This is a genomic window from Streptomyces sp. CNH189 (assembly GCF_000527195.1).
The window spans coordinates 64,340-81,127 of the sequence record NZ_AZUS01000021.1 but is presented as its reverse complement, the minus strand read 5'-3'; the positions used below and the strand labels follow the sequence as shown (position 1 = coordinate 81,127).

At 73.1% G+C, this 16,788-nt stretch carries 14 protein-coding genes and 1 riboswitch; of the genes, 9 read left to right on the top strand and 5 right to left on the bottom strand.

The window, feature by feature from the left end:
• Positions 1-158 precede the first annotated feature (158 nt).
• Positions 159-905 carry a PH domain-containing protein gene (locus tag B100_RS0126025; protein ID WP_024887347.1) on the top strand — a complete coding sequence of 249 codons (747 nt, stop codon included), beginning with the start codon at positions 159-161 and terminating at the stop codon, positions 903-905.
• Between the two features lie 87 nt (positions 906-992).
• Here B100_RS0126025 and B100_RS0126020 read toward each other — a convergent pair whose 3' ends face one another.
• On the bottom strand, positions 993-2,642 hold the full coding sequence (locus B100_RS0126020; protein ID WP_024887346.1) for a phospho-sugar mutase: 1,650 nt from the start codon (positions 2,640-2,642) through the stop codon (positions 993-995).
• 698 nt (positions 2,643-3,340) lie between these two features.
• On the opposite strand from B100_RS0126020, the gene B100_RS0126015 reads away from it, so the two are divergent.
• Together B100_RS0126015 and B100_RS0126010 are read left to right on the top strand one after the other, a co-directional pair.
• Complete coding sequence (locus tag B100_RS0126015) at positions 3,341-4,129, top strand: carbon-nitrogen hydrolase family protein (protein ID WP_024887345.1); 789 nt, start codon at positions 3,341-3,343, stop codon at positions 4,127-4,129.
• Between the two features lie 40 nt (positions 4,130-4,169).
• The gene (locus B100_RS0126010; protein WP_024887344.1) at positions 4,170-5,867 is read left to right on the top strand and encodes an FAD-dependent oxidoreductase; all 1,698 of its coding nucleotides are present in this window, start codon (positions 4,170-4,172) and stop codon (positions 5,865-5,867) included.
• A gap of 2 nt (positions 5,868-5,869) precedes the next feature.
• Here the strand turns inward: B100_RS0126010 and B100_RS0126005 are convergent, their stop codons facing one another.
• The gene (locus tag B100_RS0126005) at positions 5,870-6,556 is read right to left on the bottom strand and encodes a DUF5995 family protein (protein ID WP_024887343.1); all 687 of its coding nucleotides are present in this window, start codon (positions 6,554-6,556) and stop codon (positions 5,870-5,872) included.
• Between the two features lie 172 nt (positions 6,557-6,728).
• Between B100_RS0126005 and B100_RS0126000 the strand changes: the two genes are divergently transcribed.
• Positions 6,729-7,847, top strand: a complete 1,119-nt coding sequence (locus B100_RS0126000; protein ID WP_024887342.1) for a glycoside hydrolase family 6 protein — start codon at positions 6,729-6,731, stop codon at positions 7,845-7,847.
• Here B100_RS0126000 and B100_RS0125995 read toward each other — a convergent pair.
• Positions 7,829-9,232 carry a uracil-xanthine permease family protein gene (locus B100_RS0125995; protein ID WP_024887341.1) on the bottom strand — a complete coding sequence of 468 codons (1,404 nt, stop codon included), beginning with the start codon at positions 9,230-9,232 and terminating at the stop codon, positions 7,829-7,831. The two genes, B100_RS0126000 and B100_RS0125995, sit on opposite strands and share 19 nt — an antisense overlap.
• 186 nt (positions 9,233-9,418) lie before the next feature.
• On the opposite strand from B100_RS0125995, the gene B100_RS0125990 reads away from it, so the two are divergent.
• On the top strand, positions 9,419-9,877 hold the full coding sequence (locus B100_RS0125990; RefSeq protein WP_024887340.1) for an acyl-CoA thioesterase: 459 nt from the start codon (positions 9,419-9,421) through the stop codon (positions 9,875-9,877).
• On the opposite strand, the gene B100_RS0125985 is transcribed toward B100_RS0125990, so the two are convergent.
• Positions 9,837-11,042 (bottom strand): MFS transporter, encoded by a 1,206-nt coding sequence (locus B100_RS0125985; protein ID WP_024887339.1) that lies wholly within the window; start codon positions 11,040-11,042, stop codon positions 9,837-9,839. The two genes, B100_RS0125990 and B100_RS0125985, sit on opposite strands and share 41 nt — an antisense overlap.
• 132 nt (positions 11,043-11,174) lie before the next feature.
• On the opposite strand from B100_RS0125985, the gene B100_RS0125980 reads away from it, so the two are divergent.
• Positions 11,175-12,365 (top strand): ROK family transcriptional regulator, encoded by a 1,191-nt coding sequence (locus B100_RS0125980; RefSeq protein ID WP_024887338.1) that lies wholly within the window; start codon positions 11,175-11,177, stop codon positions 12,363-12,365.
• A 303-nt stretch (positions 12,366-12,668) separates the two neighbouring features.
• Here the strand turns inward: B100_RS0125980 and B100_RS0125975 are convergent, their stop codons facing one another.
• Complete coding sequence (locus B100_RS0125975) at positions 12,669-13,427, bottom strand: NAD(P)H-binding protein (RefSeq protein WP_024887337.1); 759 nt, start codon at positions 13,425-13,427, stop codon at positions 12,669-12,671.
• A 485-nt stretch (positions 13,428-13,912) separates the two neighbouring features.
• Positions 13,913-14,043, top strand: a riboswitch (FMN riboswitch).
• A 146-nt stretch (positions 14,044-14,189) separates the two neighbouring features.
• Between B100_RS0125975 and B100_RS0125970 the strand changes: the two genes are divergently transcribed.
• Genes B100_RS0125970 through B100_RS0125960 form a run of 3 tightly spaced genes read left to right on the top strand, consistent with a single transcriptional unit; the run spans position 14,190 to position 16,779 of the window.
• Positions 14,190-14,804 (top strand): riboflavin synthase, encoded by a 615-nt coding sequence (locus B100_RS0125970; protein WP_024887336.1) that lies wholly within the window; start codon positions 14,190-14,192, stop codon positions 14,802-14,804.
• Positions 14,801-15,442, top strand: a complete 642-nt coding sequence (locus tag B100_RS0125965; protein ID WP_024887335.1) for a nicotinamide mononucleotide transporter family protein — start codon at positions 14,801-14,803, stop codon at positions 15,440-15,442. Before B100_RS0125970 ends, B100_RS0125965 begins: the two co-directional genes overlap by 4 nt.
• Positions 15,439-16,779 (top strand): bifunctional 3,4-dihydroxy-2-butanone-4-phosphate synthase/GTP cyclohydrolase II, encoded by a 1,341-nt coding sequence (locus tag B100_RS0125960; protein WP_024887334.1) that lies wholly within the window; start codon positions 15,439-15,441, stop codon positions 16,777-16,779. The genes B100_RS0125965 and B100_RS0125960 overlap by 4 nt, the downstream gene beginning before the upstream one ends.
• Positions 16,780-16,788 lie beyond the last annotated feature (9 nt).

The window sequence follows — 16,788 nt, the reverse complement described above, 5'->3', positions numbered from 1 at the left end:
GGGTGTGTGGTGGATTCCCGCGGAGCGGCCGGGCGCGTGGTCAGGCAGGCGTGGGCGGGTGTGGGGCGGGGGCGGTGGGGACGAGGGCGCGGGGTGGGGAAGGGTGTGGGAAGGGCGTGGGGTCCGGGTTCCGGGGCGGGTCGTGCAGAATCGGGGGCATGACGACCCCCGACGACCAGTCGCGCGAGCCGGAGCCCACGAAGCCGTCCGGGCCCGCGACGACCCCGTACAAGGACCGCATCTACCGCTCGCCGGCGGGCATCGCCGGCGGTGTGCTCGTGCTCGCCCTCATCGGCTGGCTCGGCATCGACGGGGTGGTCGTCGGCGAGGGGCGCACCCCGTGGCTCGCCCTCGCCGCGATGCTGTTCCTCGTCCCCCTGGTCGTCGCCTACACGCTGCGTCCCGCCGTCTACGTGAACGACGACCGGCTGCGCGTCCGCAACCCGCTGCGCGTGATCGTGCTGCCGTGGGGGCGGGTCGTCTCGCTGCGGTCCGGGTACTCCAACGAGGTCGTCGACGACTCGGGCGCGAAGTACCAGCTGTGGGCGCTGCCCGTCTCACTGCGGGCCCGCAGCAAGGCGAACCGGCAGGAGGCGCGGGCGGCGGCGAAGGCCACACGCGGTGACACCGGGCGGCGCGGGCGCCGGGGCGGATCGGGTGCCACCGGTGACCTGGGTGGCGCCGGCGGCCTGGGCGGCTTCGGCGGGGTCGGCGCGGGTGCCGTGGCCGACGAGCCCCGGAGGTCCGAGACCGACCAGGCCATGGCCGAGATGCGTGAGCTGCACGAGCGGCGGCAGGGCGAGGAGAGCGCGCAGGGGGAGGTCACCGTGCGGTGGGCCTACGAGATCATGGCGCCCGCCGTGGCGGGGGCCGTGCTGCTGGCTGTGCTGGCGGCGTTGGGCTGAGCCGGCCTTGGGCTGGCTGAGGTGGCGTTGGGCTGAGGTGGCGTGACGTTGGGAAGGGGCGGGCCTGTGGCCCGCCCCTTTTTTTTGTCAGATGCCTGCTGCTGCGGACAGGTCCCGCTTGAGCGTGGTGAGGAGGGACGTCGCCTTGGCGCGGGCCTCCGGAAGTGCCTGCTTCGTGGCGACCGGGACCACCACCTCCAGGTAGCACTTCAGCTTGGGCTCCGTGCCGCTGGGGCGGACGACGACCCGCGCGCCGTCCAGGGTGTAGCGGAGGCCGTCCGTGGGCGGGAGCGTCGCCGTGCCCTCGTTGAGGTCCTCGGCCTTGGTGATGCGCAGGCCCGCCAGCTCGGTGGGCGGCTGCTCGCGCAGGCGGCGCATCGCCGCGGCGATCAGGCCCAGGTCCTTCACTCGGACGCTGAGCTGGTCCGTCGCGTGCAGGCCGTGCTCCACGGCGAGGTCGTCGAGGAGGTCGAGGAGCGTGCGGTGGTCCGACTTGAGTTCGGACGCCAGTTCCGTGAGGAGCAGGGCCGCCGTGATGCCGTCCTTGTCGCGGACGCCGTCCGGGTCCACGCAGTAGCCGAGGGCCTCCTCGTAGCCGTAGCGCAGGCCGTCGACGCGGGCGATCCACTTGAAGCCGGTCAGGGTCTCCTCGTAGGGGAGGCCTGCCTTCTCGGCGATGCGGCCGAGGAGGGACGACGAGACGATCGACTCCGCGAAGGTGCCGGTCGCTCCGCGGCGGACCAGGTGGGCGGCGAGGAGCGCGCCGACCTCGTCGCCGCGGAGCATGCGCCAGTCGCCGCCGTCCTTCACGGCGGCGGCGCAGCGGTCGGCGTCCGGGTCGTTGGCGATGACCAGGTCCGGGTCCGTCTCGCGGGCCTTCGCGAAGGCGAGGTCCATCGCGCCGGGCTCCTCCGGGTTGGGGAACGCGACGGTCGGGAAATCCGGGTCCGGGTCGGCCTGCTCGGTGACCAGGTCGGGGGTGGGGAAGCCCGCGCGGGCGAACGCGGCGAGGAGGACGTCCTTGCCGACGCCGTGCATCGCCGTGTAGACGGTGCGGGCGGTGCGGGGGGAGTCCTTGGACAGGACCGCGTCCGTGCGGGCGAGGTAGGCGTCCAGGACGGTGTCGTCGAGGGTCTCCCAGCCGGTGGTGGGGCGGGGGACGGTGGTGAGGGAGGTGATCGCCTCGATCTCGGCGGCGATCTCCGCGTCGGCCGGGGGGACGATCTGGGAGCCGTCGCCCAGGTACACCTTGTAGCCGTTGTCGCGGGGCGGGTTGTGGCTGGCGGTGACCTCCACGCCGGCGACCGCGCCGAGGTGCCTTATGGCGAAGGCGAGGACAGGGGTGGGGAGGGGGCGGGGGAGGACGGCGGCGCGGAGGCCGGCGCCGGTCATGACGGCCGCCGTGTCCTCGGCGAAGGCGGCGGACTTGTGGCGGGCGTCGTAGCCGATGACGACGAGGCCGGCCGTGTCGTCCCCGTGCGGGGTTCCCTGCTTCTTGAGGTACGCGGCGAGGCCGGCGGCGGCGCGGATGACCACGGAGCGGTTCATGCGCAGGGGGCCGGCGCCGAGTTCGCCGCGGAGGCCGGCGGTGCCGAACTGGAGGGTGCCGGCGAAGCGGGCGGCGAGTTCGGGGAGGTCGCCGGAGTCGATGAGGCGGGCGAGTTCCTCGCGGGTGTCCGGGTCGGGGTCCTCGGCGAGCCATGCCTGGGCCTGTGCGATGAGCGCGTCGTGTTCCACGGTCGGTCGGCCTCTCTCGGTCGTTGTGGTGTCAGGTTCGCATGGGGGCGGGGGGCGCGTGCCTGCGGCACGGGGTGCTGCCCGGTGGGGCAGAGGTCGCGTGCCTGCGGCCCGGTGGAGGCTGAGGTGGCATGCCTGCGGCGCAGGGTTGCGGTGTGGTGGGGGCGGGCGTAGCGCCTACGGGCGGTGGGTGGTGCGGGGCCGCGGTGGGGGCGGTCGTCCTCGGTCTGGCGCGAGAGTGCGTCTCGAGTGGTGCAGGGTGCGGACGCGCCAGCCGCTGCGGGCGCCCACCCCCACCCCGTCCCCTCCCCGCCGTCGGCGGCCACACCAACAGCGTGGCAGCCATCGCCCTCCGCCGTAGGCGGCGCGGCTGCCGCCGACCGCGGGCGCGCGGCCGGGCGGCGGCCGCGAGTTGCCGCTGACTGCGGGCAGTCGTGCCGCCTGGGGCGATGGGGGTCCCCCGCTCGAGCGGAGCCGAGAGTGGGGGAGGGTGGGCGCGGCGGCAACCTGTCAGCGCCAGGTGCGCAAACGCCCCCCGGCCCACTCCCGCACTCCCGCGCAACAAATCGCCGGAAACCGCGTCCCGGACGCAACAACCACCGCGCCGGTGCGCAACGGCTTGTTCTTGTCCGGCGCGGGCACGCGACCGTACCTTCATGGGTGACCCCCAAACCCCCGCCTCCCGGTGAGGATCACGCATGCGCACCGCCCTGCTTCAAAGCTCCGGCCGCCCCGGCTCCGTCGCCGAGAACCTCAAGGCTCTCGACGCCGCCGCCGGCCGTGCCGCGGAGGCAGGCGCACGGCTGCTCGTCACCTCCGAGCTGTTCCTCACGGGATACGCCATCGGCGACGACCTCGGCCGCCTCGCCGAGCCCGCCGACGGCGACGCGGCGGACGCGGTCGCGGAAACCGCCGCCCGCCACGGTCTCGCCGTCGCCTACGGCTACCCCGAGCGCGCCGGCGACACGGTGTACAACTCCGTCCAGCTCGTCGCCCCCGACGGCACCCGCCTCGCGAACTACCGCAAGACCCACCTCTACGGCTGCTTCGAGCGCGACCACTTCACCCCCGGCGACCGGCCCGTCGCGCAGGCGGAGCTCGACGGCCTCACCGTCGGCCTGATGATCTGCTACGACGTCGAGTTCCCGGAGAACGTCCGCGCCCACGCGCTCGCCGGTACCGACCTGCTCCTGGTCCCCACGGCCCAGCTGTACCCGTTCCAGTTCGTCGCCGAGTCCGTGGTGCCGGTGCGGGCCTTCGAGAACCAGATGTACATCGCGTACGTCAACCGGGTCGGCCCGGAGGGTGACTTCGAGTTCGTCGGCCTGTCCACCCTGGCCGGCCCCGACGGCGTCGCCCGCGCCCGCGCCGGCCGCGGTGAGGAACTGCTCCTCGCCGACGTCGATCCGCTGTTCCTCGCCGCGTCCCGTGAGGACAACCCGTACCTGCTGGACCGCCGTCCCGGTCTCTACGGGTCCCTCGCCTGACATCGTCCCGAGTTCCACCCCCGCAAGGAGTCCGTACCCCATGACGTCCACGGTGCCCAACGCCGTCGAGCACGCCGACGAGCAGCAGCCGCCGATCACCATGTTCGGCCCGGACTTCCCGTACGCGTACGACGACTACCTGGCCCATCCCGCGGGCATCGGGCAGGTCCCGGCGACCGAGCACGGCACCGAGGTCGCGGTGATCGGCGGCGGTCTGTCCGGCATCGTCGCCGCGTACGAGCTGATGAAGATGGGGCTCAAGCCGGTCGTGTACGAGGCCGACCGGATCGGCGGGCGGCTGCGCACCGTCGGCTTCGAGGGGTGCGACGAGTCGCTGACCGCCGAGATGGGCGCGATGCGCTTCCCGCCGTCCTCCACGGCGTTGCAGCACTACATCGACCTGGTGGGGCTGGAGACCCGGCCCTTCCCCAACCCGCTGTCGGAGGCCACCCCTTCGACGGTCGTGGACCTCAAGGGGGAGTCGCACTACGCGGAGACCATGGCGGACCTGCCGCAGGTCTACCGGGACGTGGCCGACGCCTGGGCGCGGTGCCTGGAGGAGGGTGCCGACTTCTCCGACATGAACCGGGCCCTGCGCGAGCGGGACGTGCCGCGCATCCGGGAGATCTGGTCGCGGCTGGTGGAGAAGCTCGACAACCAGACGTTCTACGGGTTCCTGTGTGAGTCCGAGGCCTTCAAGTCCTTCCGGCACCGGGAGATCTTCGGGCAGGTCGGGTTCGGCACCGGGGGGTGGGACACCGACTTCCCGAATTCGATCCTGGAGATCCTGCGGGTCGTCTACACGGAGGCCGACGACCATCACCGGGGCATCGTCGGCGGGTCGCAGCAGCTGCCGCTGCGGTTGTGGGAGCGGGAGCCGCAGAAGATCGTCCACTGGCCGTACGGCACCTCGCTGAAGTCCCTGCACGTGGACGGGGAGCCGCGGCCCGCCGTCACGCGGCTCGGACGGACCGCCGGCAACCGGATCACCGTGACCGACGCGCGCGGTGACATCCGTACGTACCGGGCCGCCGTCTTCACCGCGCAGTCGTGGATGCTGCTCTCGAAGATCGACTGCGACGACTCGCTCTTCCCCATCGACCACTGGACCGCCATCGAGCGCACCCACTACATGGAGAGCTCCAAGCTTTTCGTGCCGGTGGACCGGCCGTTCTGGCTGGACAAGGACGAGCAGACCGGGCGGGACGTCATGTCGATGACGCTCACCGACCGGATGACCCGTGGCACGTATCTGCTGGACAACGGCCCGGACAAGCCGGCGGTCATCTGCCTGTCGTACACCTGGTGCGACGACAGCCTGAAGTGGCTGCCGCTGTCCGCCAACGAGCGGATGGAGGTCATGCTGAAGTCGCTCGGCGAGATCTACCCCAAGGTCGACATCCGCAAGCACGTCATCGGCAACCCGGTGACCGTCTCCTGGGAGAACGAGCCCTACTTCATGGGCGCGTTCAAGGCGAACCTGCCGGGACACTACCGCTACCAGCGGCGGCTGTTCACCCACTTCATGCAGGACCGGCTGCCGGAGGGCAAGCGGGGCCTGTTCCTCGCCGGTGACGACATCTCCTGGACGGCGGGCTGGGCCGAGGGTGCCGTGCAGACCGCGCTCAACGCGGTCTGGGGCGTGATGCACCACCTCGGGGGCGCGACGGACGCGACCAACCCGGGCCCGGGCGACCTGTACGACGAGATCGCGCCGGTCGAACTCCCGGAGGACTGAGGTCAGTCCGGCAGCGGGGTGAGCAGCATGCGGCCCGAGAAACCCACCGCGGTGTCGAGCCGCTCGGTGAACTCCGCCGCCACGTCGGGCAGCCGGCGCAGCGCCCACAGGGCGCGCGCCGCCGTCCAGGCCGCGTCCCGGGCGCGCTCCAGGCTCCAGGCGCCGAGCAGATGGGTCAGCGGATCGGCGATCCGCAGCAGCTCGGGGCCCGGGACCAGTTCCTCGCGGATACGCTCCTCCAGCGACAGGAGCAGTTCGCCCACGGCCTCGAACTCGTCCTCCAGGTCGGCCGGTTCGCAGCCGAGCGTACGACAGGTGTCCACGACCGCCAGCGCGAGGTCGTGCCCGATGTGCGCGTTGATGCCCGCCAGCGCGAACTGCACCGGACGTACCTCCGGGTGGCGGCGGAACTGGAACAGCGGACGCCAGCAGGCGGGCGGACGGCGTCCCTCCGCCGCCGCGTCCACGGCGGCCAGGTAGCGTTCGGCGAACCGCACGTCCAGCGCGATCACCGCCCGGGAGTCGGGGAACAGCCCGGCGTCGACGCGCCGGTCCACGGCCCGTGTCACGGCGAGGTAGACGCGGTTGAAGACCGCGACCCCGTCCCGCGCGGGCAGGGCCGCGTCGAGGGCGCGCATACGGGCGACGACCCCGTCGACCGGGGTGAGGACTTGTTCGCATTGCGCCATGAGCGCAGAGTCGCACCTTTAGGGTGGCGTCAGTGGCGGCGGGCCCGGCGCTTCCCCGGAACGGGGGAACGCGACCGCCGTGGGGGAGGGGAAGCAAGAGGTGACAGGCTCGCGTGCCCGCAGACAGTCCGAGCGCCGTGCGCAGCGCAGGCGCGCCGCACGGCGGACCACGATGCTCGCGGCGGCCTCCGTCGTCGTCGCGGTCGGCACCGTCTCCGGGCTGATCTCGGCGTCCGGGGAGGGGCGGGGTGGCGACGAGGCCCGCCCGGACACGTCCGCGTCGCCGCGACTGGTGCCGCTGCCCGCCGTGCCCTCGGCCTCCCCCTCGCCCACGGTGTCCGCCTCGCCGTCGGCCCGCCCCCGGCGCACGAGTCCGTCCCCTTCGCCGACCCCGCGTGCGAAGAGGAAGCAGCAGACGGCCTCCGTCTCCACGGCGCTCTACCGGCACCCCGCGTCACGGGTCCTGGACTGGGTGCGTGCGCACCCCGGCGATCCGCGCCGTCCGGTGATCGAGTCCCGGATAGCCGGCCGGCCCGCGGCCGTCTGGTTCGCGGACTGGTCGCCGGACACGGTCACGGCCCGGGTGAAGGCGGTGACGTCCGGGGGCGCGGCACAGGGCCGGGTGCCCGTCGTGGTGGCGTACACGATCCCCGACCGGGACTGCGGCGGCCACAGCGAGGGCGGAGCCCCGAGCCTGGCCGCCTACGACGACTGGATCGACCGGTTCGCCGCCGGGCTGGGCAGCGGCGAGGTCGTGGTGATCCTGGAGCCCGACTCCGTCGCCCAGGCCGACTGTCTGTCCGCAGGGCAGCGGGCGGACCGCTTCGCCTCGCTGGCCCGCGCCGGACGGGTGCTCAAGGAGGCCAACCCCCGGGCCCGGGTCTACTTCGACGCGGGGCACTCCGGCTGGCACACGCCCGCCAAGCAGGCGGACCTGCTGCGGCAGGCGGGAGCCGCCTCGTCCGCCTCGTCGGACGGGATCTTCAGCAACGTTTCCAACTTCCACGGCACCGCCGGCGAGATCGCCTACGACCGTGCCGTGCTGGAAGCCCTGGGCGGGCCGTCGGGCCTCGGCGCGGTGATCGACACCAGCCGCAACGGCAACGGCGCCCCGCCCGACGGCGAGTGGTGCGACCCCGCGGGCCGCACACTGGGCCGGGCCCCGACGCTCAGTACCGGCGAGGCCCGGATCGACGCCTACCTGTGGGTGAAGCTCCCCGGCGAGTCGGACGGCTGCCAGGGTGAGCCGGGAAGCTTCAGCCCGTCGTACGCCTACGACTTGGCCCGCTGACCGTCCTGCGTGCCGCCCTTGTCGTAGGAGGACACGCCCTCGTCGAACAGCGGCTGCTGGGTCTTGAGGTGGGCGGGAGCGAAGGCGCGCAGCGCGTGGTAGCCGGTGATGACGACCAGCGTGCCCAGGGCGATGCCGCTCAGCGAGAAGGTGTCGCTGAACTCCATCGAGACGTTGCCGACGCCGATGATGATGCCCGCCGCGGCCGGCACGAGGTTCAGCGGATTGCGCAGGTCCACCTTGGCGTTGAGCCAGATCTGGGCACCGAGCAGACCGATCATGCCGTACAGGATGACGGTGATGCCGCCCAGCACACCGCCGGGGACGGCCGCCACGACCGCGCCGAACTTGGGGCACAGGCCGAACAGCAGGGCGAAGCCGGCGGCGGCCCAGTAGGCGGCGGTGGAGTAGACGCGGGTCGCGGCCATCACGCCGATGTTCTCGGAGTAGGTCGTGTTGGGCGGGCCGCCGACCGCGGTGGACAGCATGGAGCCGACCCCGTCGGCGGAGATGGCCGTACCGAGCTTGTCGTCCAGGTTGTCGCCGGTCATCTCGCCGACCGCCTTGACGTGCCCCGCGTTCTCCGCGATCAGTGCGATGACGACGGGCAGCGCGACCAGGATCGCCGACCACTCGAAGGACGGCCCGTGAAAGTCCGGCAGGCCGATCCAGTCCGCCCGGCCCACGCCCGACAGGTCCAGCCGCCAGTGGTCGGTGACCTTGCCGCTCGCGTCCGCCGAGTGGATCCGCCCGAAGACCCGGTCCAGACCCCAGGACAGTACGTAGCCGAAGACCAGCCCGAGGAAGATCGCGATGCGGGACCAGAAGCCCCGCAGGCAGACCACGGCCAGGCCGGTGAACAGCATCACGAACAGCGCGGTCCACTGGTCCTGCGGCCAGTACGTCGAGGCGGTCACCGGTGCCAGGTTGAAGCCGATCAGCATGACCACCGCGCCGGTCACCACGGGAGGCATCGCCGCGTGGATGATCCGCGCGCCGAAGTACCGCACCGCGAGGCCCACCAGGAACAGCGCGGCCCCCACCACGAGCACCGCGCCCGTCACCGTGGCGCTGGAGCCGCCGTCGGCCCGGATGACCGCGGCGACGCCGACGAAGGAGAGCGAGCAGCCCAGGTAGCTGGGCACCCGGCCGCGGGTGGCGAGCAGGAAGATGACGGTCGCGACGCCCGACATCATGATCGCCAGGTTGGGGTCGAGGCCCATGAGTACGGGCGCCACGAACGACGCGCCGAACATCGCGACCACGTGCTGGGCGCCCAGGCCCGCGGTGCGGGGCCAGGAGAGCCGCTCGTCGGGGCGGACCACCGCTCCGGGCGCCGGTGTGCGTCCGTCACCGTGCAGTTTCCAGCGGACGCCGAGATCCATGGGGTGTCGCTTTCGTCGTGAGGCCAGCGTGTCCGGACCATTGTGAGGCCAGGACGGGGGTGGTTCGCACAGGTGGACGGGCACCCGGGCACCTCTGAGCGTCCGCTTAGGGTGCCGCTTAGGATGAGGGCACGCCGTTGTTCGATGTAGACGGCACCCATCCCGTACGTCCCAGGAGCACTCCACGTGACCGCCGAAGCCCCGTCCGCGCCCGCCCTGTCCCACGGCCGGCTGATGCCCGTGACCGTCCACTTCGACGACCTCGACGCGCTGGGGCTGCTGCACAACGCCCGCTACCCGCTGCTCGTCGAGCGCGCCTGGGCCGAGTGGATGCAGGCGGTCGGTGTCGCCTTCGACGGTGACTGGGCCGCCGCCGGCGACGCCTGCAACGCGGTCAAGGAACTGCGCCTCACCTACGAGGCCCCGGTGACCCGGCCCGGTTCCTACGCCGTCCACCTGTGGCTGGACCGGCTCGGCACCACCGGGCTCACCTATGCCTTCCGGTTCTGCTCGGCGGACGGCTCGGTGACCTACGCCCGGGGCAGCCGGGTGCTGGTGCGGCTCGACGCCACGACCCTGCGCCCGGCGCCCTGGACCGAGGGCTTCAGGAACGCGGCTCGGGAACTGCTGCGTCCGGACGCGTGACCTTCACCCGGTCACCCGCGCGCAGCACCCCGGCGAAGCCCGCGATGCCGCACGTCAGCACCGTCACCAGCACGAACGACACCACCAGGCTGGTCGCCTGGGCCAGCATCCCGATCGCGCTCGGGGCGATCAGCCCCGAGGTGTAGGTGATGGTCGCCACGCCCGCGATGGCCAGGCTCGGGTTGGAGCCGCTGCGCCCGGCGGCGGCGAAGCACAGCGGCACGACCACCGCGATGCCGAGCCCCATCAGCGCGAACCCGCCCATCGCCACGGCCGGGTGCCCGGCGAACACGATCAGCAGGCCGCCGATCAGGGCGACCACGCCGCCGGCGCGGACGGTGCGCACCGCGCCGTAGCGGTCCACCACCCGGTCGCCCGCGATGCGGGCGACCGCCATGGTGAGGGTGAACCCGGTGGTGCAGGCGGCCGCGAGACCCGCCGAGGTCTCCAGCTGGTCGCGCAGGTAGACCGCGGACCAGTCCAGGCTCGCCCCCTCGGCGAACACCGCGCAGAAGCCGATCGCGCCGATGAGCAGCGCGGAGCGGGGCGGCAGGGCGAACCGGGGCGGCGGGTCCTCGTCCTCGGCCGGCTGCAGGTCCAGCACCCAGGCGCAGGCCGCGAAGCCGGCGACCGTCAGGACGGCGGCCGCCAGCGCGTGGTGCAGCCGGGCGTCCGCGCCGATGTGCGCGGCGAGCGTGCCGGCCGCCGAGCCGACGACGGCGCCGACGCTCCACATGCCGTGCAGGCCCGACATGATCGACTTGTCGAGCCGGTTCTCCACCTCGACGCCGAGGGCGTTCATCGCCACGTCCGACATGCCCGCCGTGGCGCCGTAGACGAACAGGGCCAGGCACAGCGTGAGCATGTTCGGGGCGACCGACGGCAGGACGAGCGCGAGCGTCCACAGCGCGAGCAGGCCGCGCAGGGCGTTGCGGGCGCCGAAGCGGTGGGTGATGCCGCCCGCGAGCGGCATCGCCAGGGACGCGCCGAGCGCGGGGAAGGCCAGCGCCAGGCCCAACTGCCCGGCACCGACTCCGGCGTGGTCCTGGATCCAGGGGACGCGGGTGGCGAAGGAACCGGTGACGGCGCCGTGCACCGCGAACACGGCCGCGACGGCGTACCGCGCCCGTCTCACCTCATGCCGTGTGTGGATCACTGCACTCATCGACCCGCCCCTCCCGGTTCTCCGCTGGCGTCTGCGCCGCCGTAAACTATCAGGAACCCTGCCTGAAAGAAACGGGGCATCCGCGGGCCCGGCACCCGTCGGCCGGGCCCGCCGATCTGGAAGGATCCCGGCATGGCCGCATCCCCGAGCACCGCCCGAGCCATCAACGACCGGCTCGCCCTGCGCCTGCTCCAGCAGGAGGGCCCGCTCACCGCCGGGCAGCTGAAACAGCTCACCGGACTGTCCCGGCCCTCCGTCGCCGACCTCGTCGAACGTCTCACCGCGGCCGGTCTGATCGAGGTCGCAGGAGAGGCCCGCGCCCAGCGCCGCGGCCCCAACGCCAAGCTGTACGGCATCGTCGCCGGCCGCGCCCATCTGGCCGCCCTCGACGTCCGCATGGAGGGCGTCGCCGTAGTCGTCTCCGACCTGGTCGGCGGGGTCCTGGCCGAGGCTTCGCTGCCCATCACCGACGACGCCGGCACCGGCCCGGCCGTCGAGCAGGCGGTCGCTCTGGTCGAGCGGACGGCGAAGGAGGCGGGCGCCGACCGGCTGCACACCGTGGGGATCGGCGCGCCCGGCCTGATCGACCCCGCCAGCGGCGAACTGCGCGACTCCACGAGCCTGCCCGAGTGGCACCGGCGCCTGGTCGCCGCCCTCCAGGAACGGCTGCCCGAGGCCCAGGTCAGCGTGGAGAACGAGACCAACCTCGCCGCCCTCGCCGAGCAGCGCGACGGTGCCGCCCGCGACCGGGACACCTTCGTCCTGCTGTGGCTGGGCCACGGCACCGGCGCGGCCGTGATCCTCGACGGCACCCTGCGCCGGGGCGCCTCCGGCGGAACCGGCGAGATCGGCTTCCTCCCGGTCCCGGGCACCCGGGGGCTGCCCTCCGCGACCGACTGCGCGGGCGGCTTCCACTCCCTGGTCGGCGCCGAGGCGGTCGCGCGCCTCGCGAGCGAGCACGGCGTCACCGCCGAGCCCGGGGCCGAGTCGGAGGCGGCCGGCGCGGTGCGGGCGGCCGTCGCGGCGGCGCGCCCCGGCGCGGCGGAGGAGGGCTTCCTCGACGTCCTGGCCGACCGGACCGCGGTGGGCGTCGCCTCGGTGGTGGCGCTCCTGGACCCCGGGTGCGTGGTCCTGGGGGGCGAGGTCGGGCAGGCCGGCGGCGAGGCGCTGGCCGCGCGGGTGCACGACCGCCTGGCCGCGATGTCCCCGCTCCCGGTCGACGTACGGCCCAGCACCCTGGGCGGGGGAGCGGTGCTCCGGGGAGCCCTGCTCACCGCCCGCGACCGGGCCCAGGACGAACTCTTCGGGACACCCGGGCACTGACGGTGCCGGCGGTGCCGGCGGGAGACGATGTGGCTCTCCGGGCGCTGACCCGGTCCGGGGTCCGGGACGCGTCCACCGGGGGCCGTGCCCTCGCCGAAGCGGCCGGCTGCGGGACCTCGGGCGCCGGTACGGGCTCGGGGGCGTGTTCCTCGGCGGGTGGCTCCCGGCGATGCGGAGGGTTCCGGCACCTCGTGCGCTGATCGGGGCCCGGCGGTGCGGCTACCGGGCGCGTGGCGCCCACGCCGAAGTGGTGAGTTCCGGGAAACCCATGGGCTGACCACCGACGGTCAGCCCCCACCGCGTCTACCGGCGCGCGCCGCCTCCGTCGAAGCGGGCGGTGAGGTACTCGTCGAAGGTGCGGGTGCCCACCGCGTGGTCCGGGGCGAGGTGGCCGCCGGCCCGGAACGCGTCGTACGCCGCGCCGCGCAACGGGACCTTCACCACCGCGCGGCGACGCCCCGCCGCCCGGAGATAGGCGCGCGCCAGGGAGTCGAAGGTGCGCACCTCGGGCCCGCCCATGTCCTCCGCGCGGCCCACCGGCGCGCCCTGGGCCAGCTCGGCCAGGCGCTCGGCGACCTCCGTGACCTCCACCGGCTGGTCCTTCACCCGGGCCGGCAGCGGCACGACCGGCGACTTCGCGAGGCCCTGCAGCACCCGGAACACCAGGTCGTGGAACTGGGTGGCACGCAGCACCGTGAAGCCGGTCCCGGAGTCCTCGACCAGCCGCTCCACCGCCAGCTTGGTCCGGTAGTAGGGATACGGCACCCGGTCGACGCCGACGATCGAGATGTAGACGAGGTGCCCCACCCCGGCCCGCCGCGCCGCGGCGATCAGGTTCCGCGCGGCCTTCTCGTCGCCGCCGCGCGCCGAGGTCGCGCAGTGCACGACCGTGTCCGCCCCGTCCACGGCCCGGTCCAGACCGCTTCCGCCCTCGCGCAGGTCGACCGCGTAGGGCTGCGTGTGCCGGCTGAGCACCCGCACCTCGTGGCCGTTCGTCCGCAGCCGCTCGGTGACATGCCGGCCGAGGGTTCCGCTTCCGCCGGTCACCAGGATCGAGTTCATGCTGTTCAGCCCCTTCGGACGTCCGGCGCCCTCCGACAGGGCGCCTCTCGCCGGCCTGGACGTACCGGCCGCCGCCGGATGTGACGTCGCCCGGGCCGGTGCCGACGCCGTCCGAGCGGCGGCGCCGTACCGGCATCCAGCTTCGCCGGGTCCGCCACCGGGCGCATCCGCGGTGGTGAGGCCCGGCGGCGGGCAAGGGCCGTCGTCACCGCCGCCGGACCGGTTCTGGGGAGGAGCGCCGGCGGGGTCCCCGGTCCCCCTGCTCTCCACGGAAGGTGGCTCGGACCCTAAGAGGACTAGACCACCACGGTCAATAGGTATGGACCACTCGCGCGAGAGCGCGGGGAGCCAAGGGGGCGCACTCTAGCGGCACTTGAGCCCCCCGCGACCCTCAGTCGCCCTCTTGTCGCCCCCTGTGACCCACTCCACACCACTCACCCGCGTGGCCGACTCCCGGCCGTGGCACACTGGCCCTGTACCAGTAGCAGCGCACTCCGGGGTCGGTGAAAGTCCGAACCGGCGGTTACAGTCCGCGACCCGGTCGCCTCCAGCGGCCGGTTGACCAGGTGAAATTCCTGGACCGACGGTTAAAGTCCGGATGGGAGGCAGTGCGCGGCGGGCGGGCATCCATGCGCGCCGCCGTACCGGTTCGCCTTTGTCGGGCGGACTCCGTCCGGCGTCGCTCCCGGTGTCCTCGCCCGTGATTCTGTCGTCATCGACAGCCCCGGAGTCCGTGCCCGAAGAGGCAGGAGGACCCGGGAAGTGTTCACCGGAATCGTCGAAGAGCTGGGCGAGGTCACCGCCGTCGAGACCCTCGACGAGGCGTGTCGCTTCCGGCTGCGAGGCCCCGTCGTCACCGACGGCGCCCGGCACGGAGACTCCATCGCAGTGAACGGCGTCTGCCTCACGGTCGTGGAGCACGAGGGCGACGAGTTCACCGCCGACGTCATGGCGGAAACCCTCCGGCGCTCCAGCCTCGGCGCCCTCGCCGTCGGGTCCCGCGTCAACCTGGAACGGCCCACGGCCGTCGGCGACCGCCTCGGCGGCCACATCGTGCAGGGCCACGTCGACGGCACCGGCGAGATCCTCGACCGCACCCCGTCCGAGCACTGGGAGATCGTGAAGATCTCCCTTCCCGCGGACCTCAGCCGCTACGTCGTGGAGAAGGGCTCCATCACCGTCGACGGCATCAGCCTCACCGTCGTCGACGCCGGACGCGACCACTTCACGGTCAGCCTCATCCCCACCACCCTCGCCCTGACCACCCTCGGCATCAAGAAGCCCGGCGACCCGGTCAACCTCGAGGTGGACGTCATCGCCAAGTACGTCGAGCGGATGCTCGGCGACCGCGTCGCCGGTGAGGGGGTCTCCCGGTGAACTGGCTCAACTCCGAGGCCTTCACCCTGTTCGACCAGCACATCAAGTGGTCGGACATGATCGGCAACGTGATCGGTCTGATCGCCCTCGCCCTCGGCTGGCGCCGCTCCCTGTGGACCTGGCCCGCCCAGTTCCTCTCCGGCCTCATCCTGTTCACGGCGTTCGCCACCGCCCACCTCTCCGGCAGCGCCGGCAAACAGGTCGTCGTCATGCTCGTCGCCGCCTGGGGCTTCTGGCAGTGGAACCGCGGCCGGCGGCAGGCGCAGGACGGCAGCGTCGCCGTACGGTTCGCGACCTGGCGGGAGCGGGGCGTGCTGCTCGCCGGGGCAGCCGTCGGCACCCTCGCCGTCGGCGGACTCTTCACCGCCTACCCGTCCCTGTCCTGGGACCCCTGGCCGGACGCGTACATCTTCGTCGGCACCGTCGTCGCCATGTACGCCCAGGCCCGCGGCATGGTCGAGTTCTGGTTCGCCTGGCTGCTGGTCGACCTCGTCGGCGTCCCGCTGAACTTCGCCAACGGCTTCGCCTTCTCCGGCTTCGTCTACGTCATCTACGGCGCGCTGGTCCTGTGGGGCATGCGCGACTGGTGGCTGCGCTCCCGCGACGCGCGGCCCGCACTGGAAGGAGCGCCGGCATGAGCGCCCAACCGTCATCCGCCACCACCCCGACCGAGGGGCCGCGCGCCACCCCCTCGGTCCCACCGATCCTGTACAGCACCGAGGACCTCGACCTGGCGCTCGACCCCGTCGAGCGGGCGATCGCCGACATCGCCGCCGGCCGGCCCGTGGTGGTCGTCGACGACGAGAACCGCGAGAACGAGGGCGACCTGATCGTCGCCGCCGAGATGGTGACGGAGGAGATCGTCGCCTTCATGATGACCGAGTGCCGCGGCATGATCTGCGCACCCATGGACGGCGAGGAACTCGACCGGCTGCGGATCCCGCAGATGGTGGCGCAGAACACCGAGTCGATGCGGACCGCGTTCACCGTGACCGTCGACGCCTCCGCCGCCCACGGCGTGACCACCGGCATCTCCGCCTCCGACCGCGCCACCACGCTCCGGCTGCTGGCCGGCGGCACCGCCGCACCGGACGACTTCGTCCGCCCCGGCCACATCTTCCCGTTGCGCGCCCGCCCCGGCGGCGTGCTCGAACGCGACGGCCACACCGAGGCCGCCGTCGACCTCGCCCGCCTCGCGGGACTGCGCCCGGCCGGCGCCATCGTGGAGATCGCCGGCGAGGACGGCCGCATGCTGCGTCTGCCCGAACTGGTCCCCTTCGCCCGCAAGCACGGCCTGTCGATCATCTCCATCGAGGATTTGATCGCCTACCGCCGCTCCGCCGAGCCGACGGTGCGCCGCGAGGCCGAGGTCCGGCTGCCCACCTCCCACGGCACCTTCACCGCGTTCGGCTTCCGCTCCACCGTCGACGGCGTCGAGCACGTCGCCCTGGTGCACGGCGACATCGGCGACGGCGAGGACGTCCTCGTCCGCATGCACTCCGAGTGCCTCACCGGTGACGTCTTCGGCTCCCAGCGCTGCGACTGCGGCCCCCAGCTCGACGCCTCCCTGGACCGCATCCAGGAGGAGGGCCGGGGCGTGGTCGTCTACCTGCGCGGCCACGAAGGGCGCGGCATCGGCCTGATGTCCAAACTGCGCGCCTACGAACTCCAGGAGCGCGGCCGGGACACCCTCGACGCCAACCTGGAACTCGGCCTGCCCGCCGACGCCCGCGACTACGGCGCCGGCGCGCAGATCCTCGCCGACCTCGGCGTCCGCAGCGTCCGGCTGCTGACCAACAACCCCGACAAGTCCGACGCGCTCGCCCGCCACGGCATCGACGTCGTCCGGCGTGAGCCGATGCCCGTCACCGCGAGCGAGCACAACCTCCGCTACCTGCGCACCAAGCGGGACCGGATGGGCCACGACCTGCCCTGGCTGGACACGCCGACCGTGCCCGCCTGCGGCAACCAGTAACAAGAACCA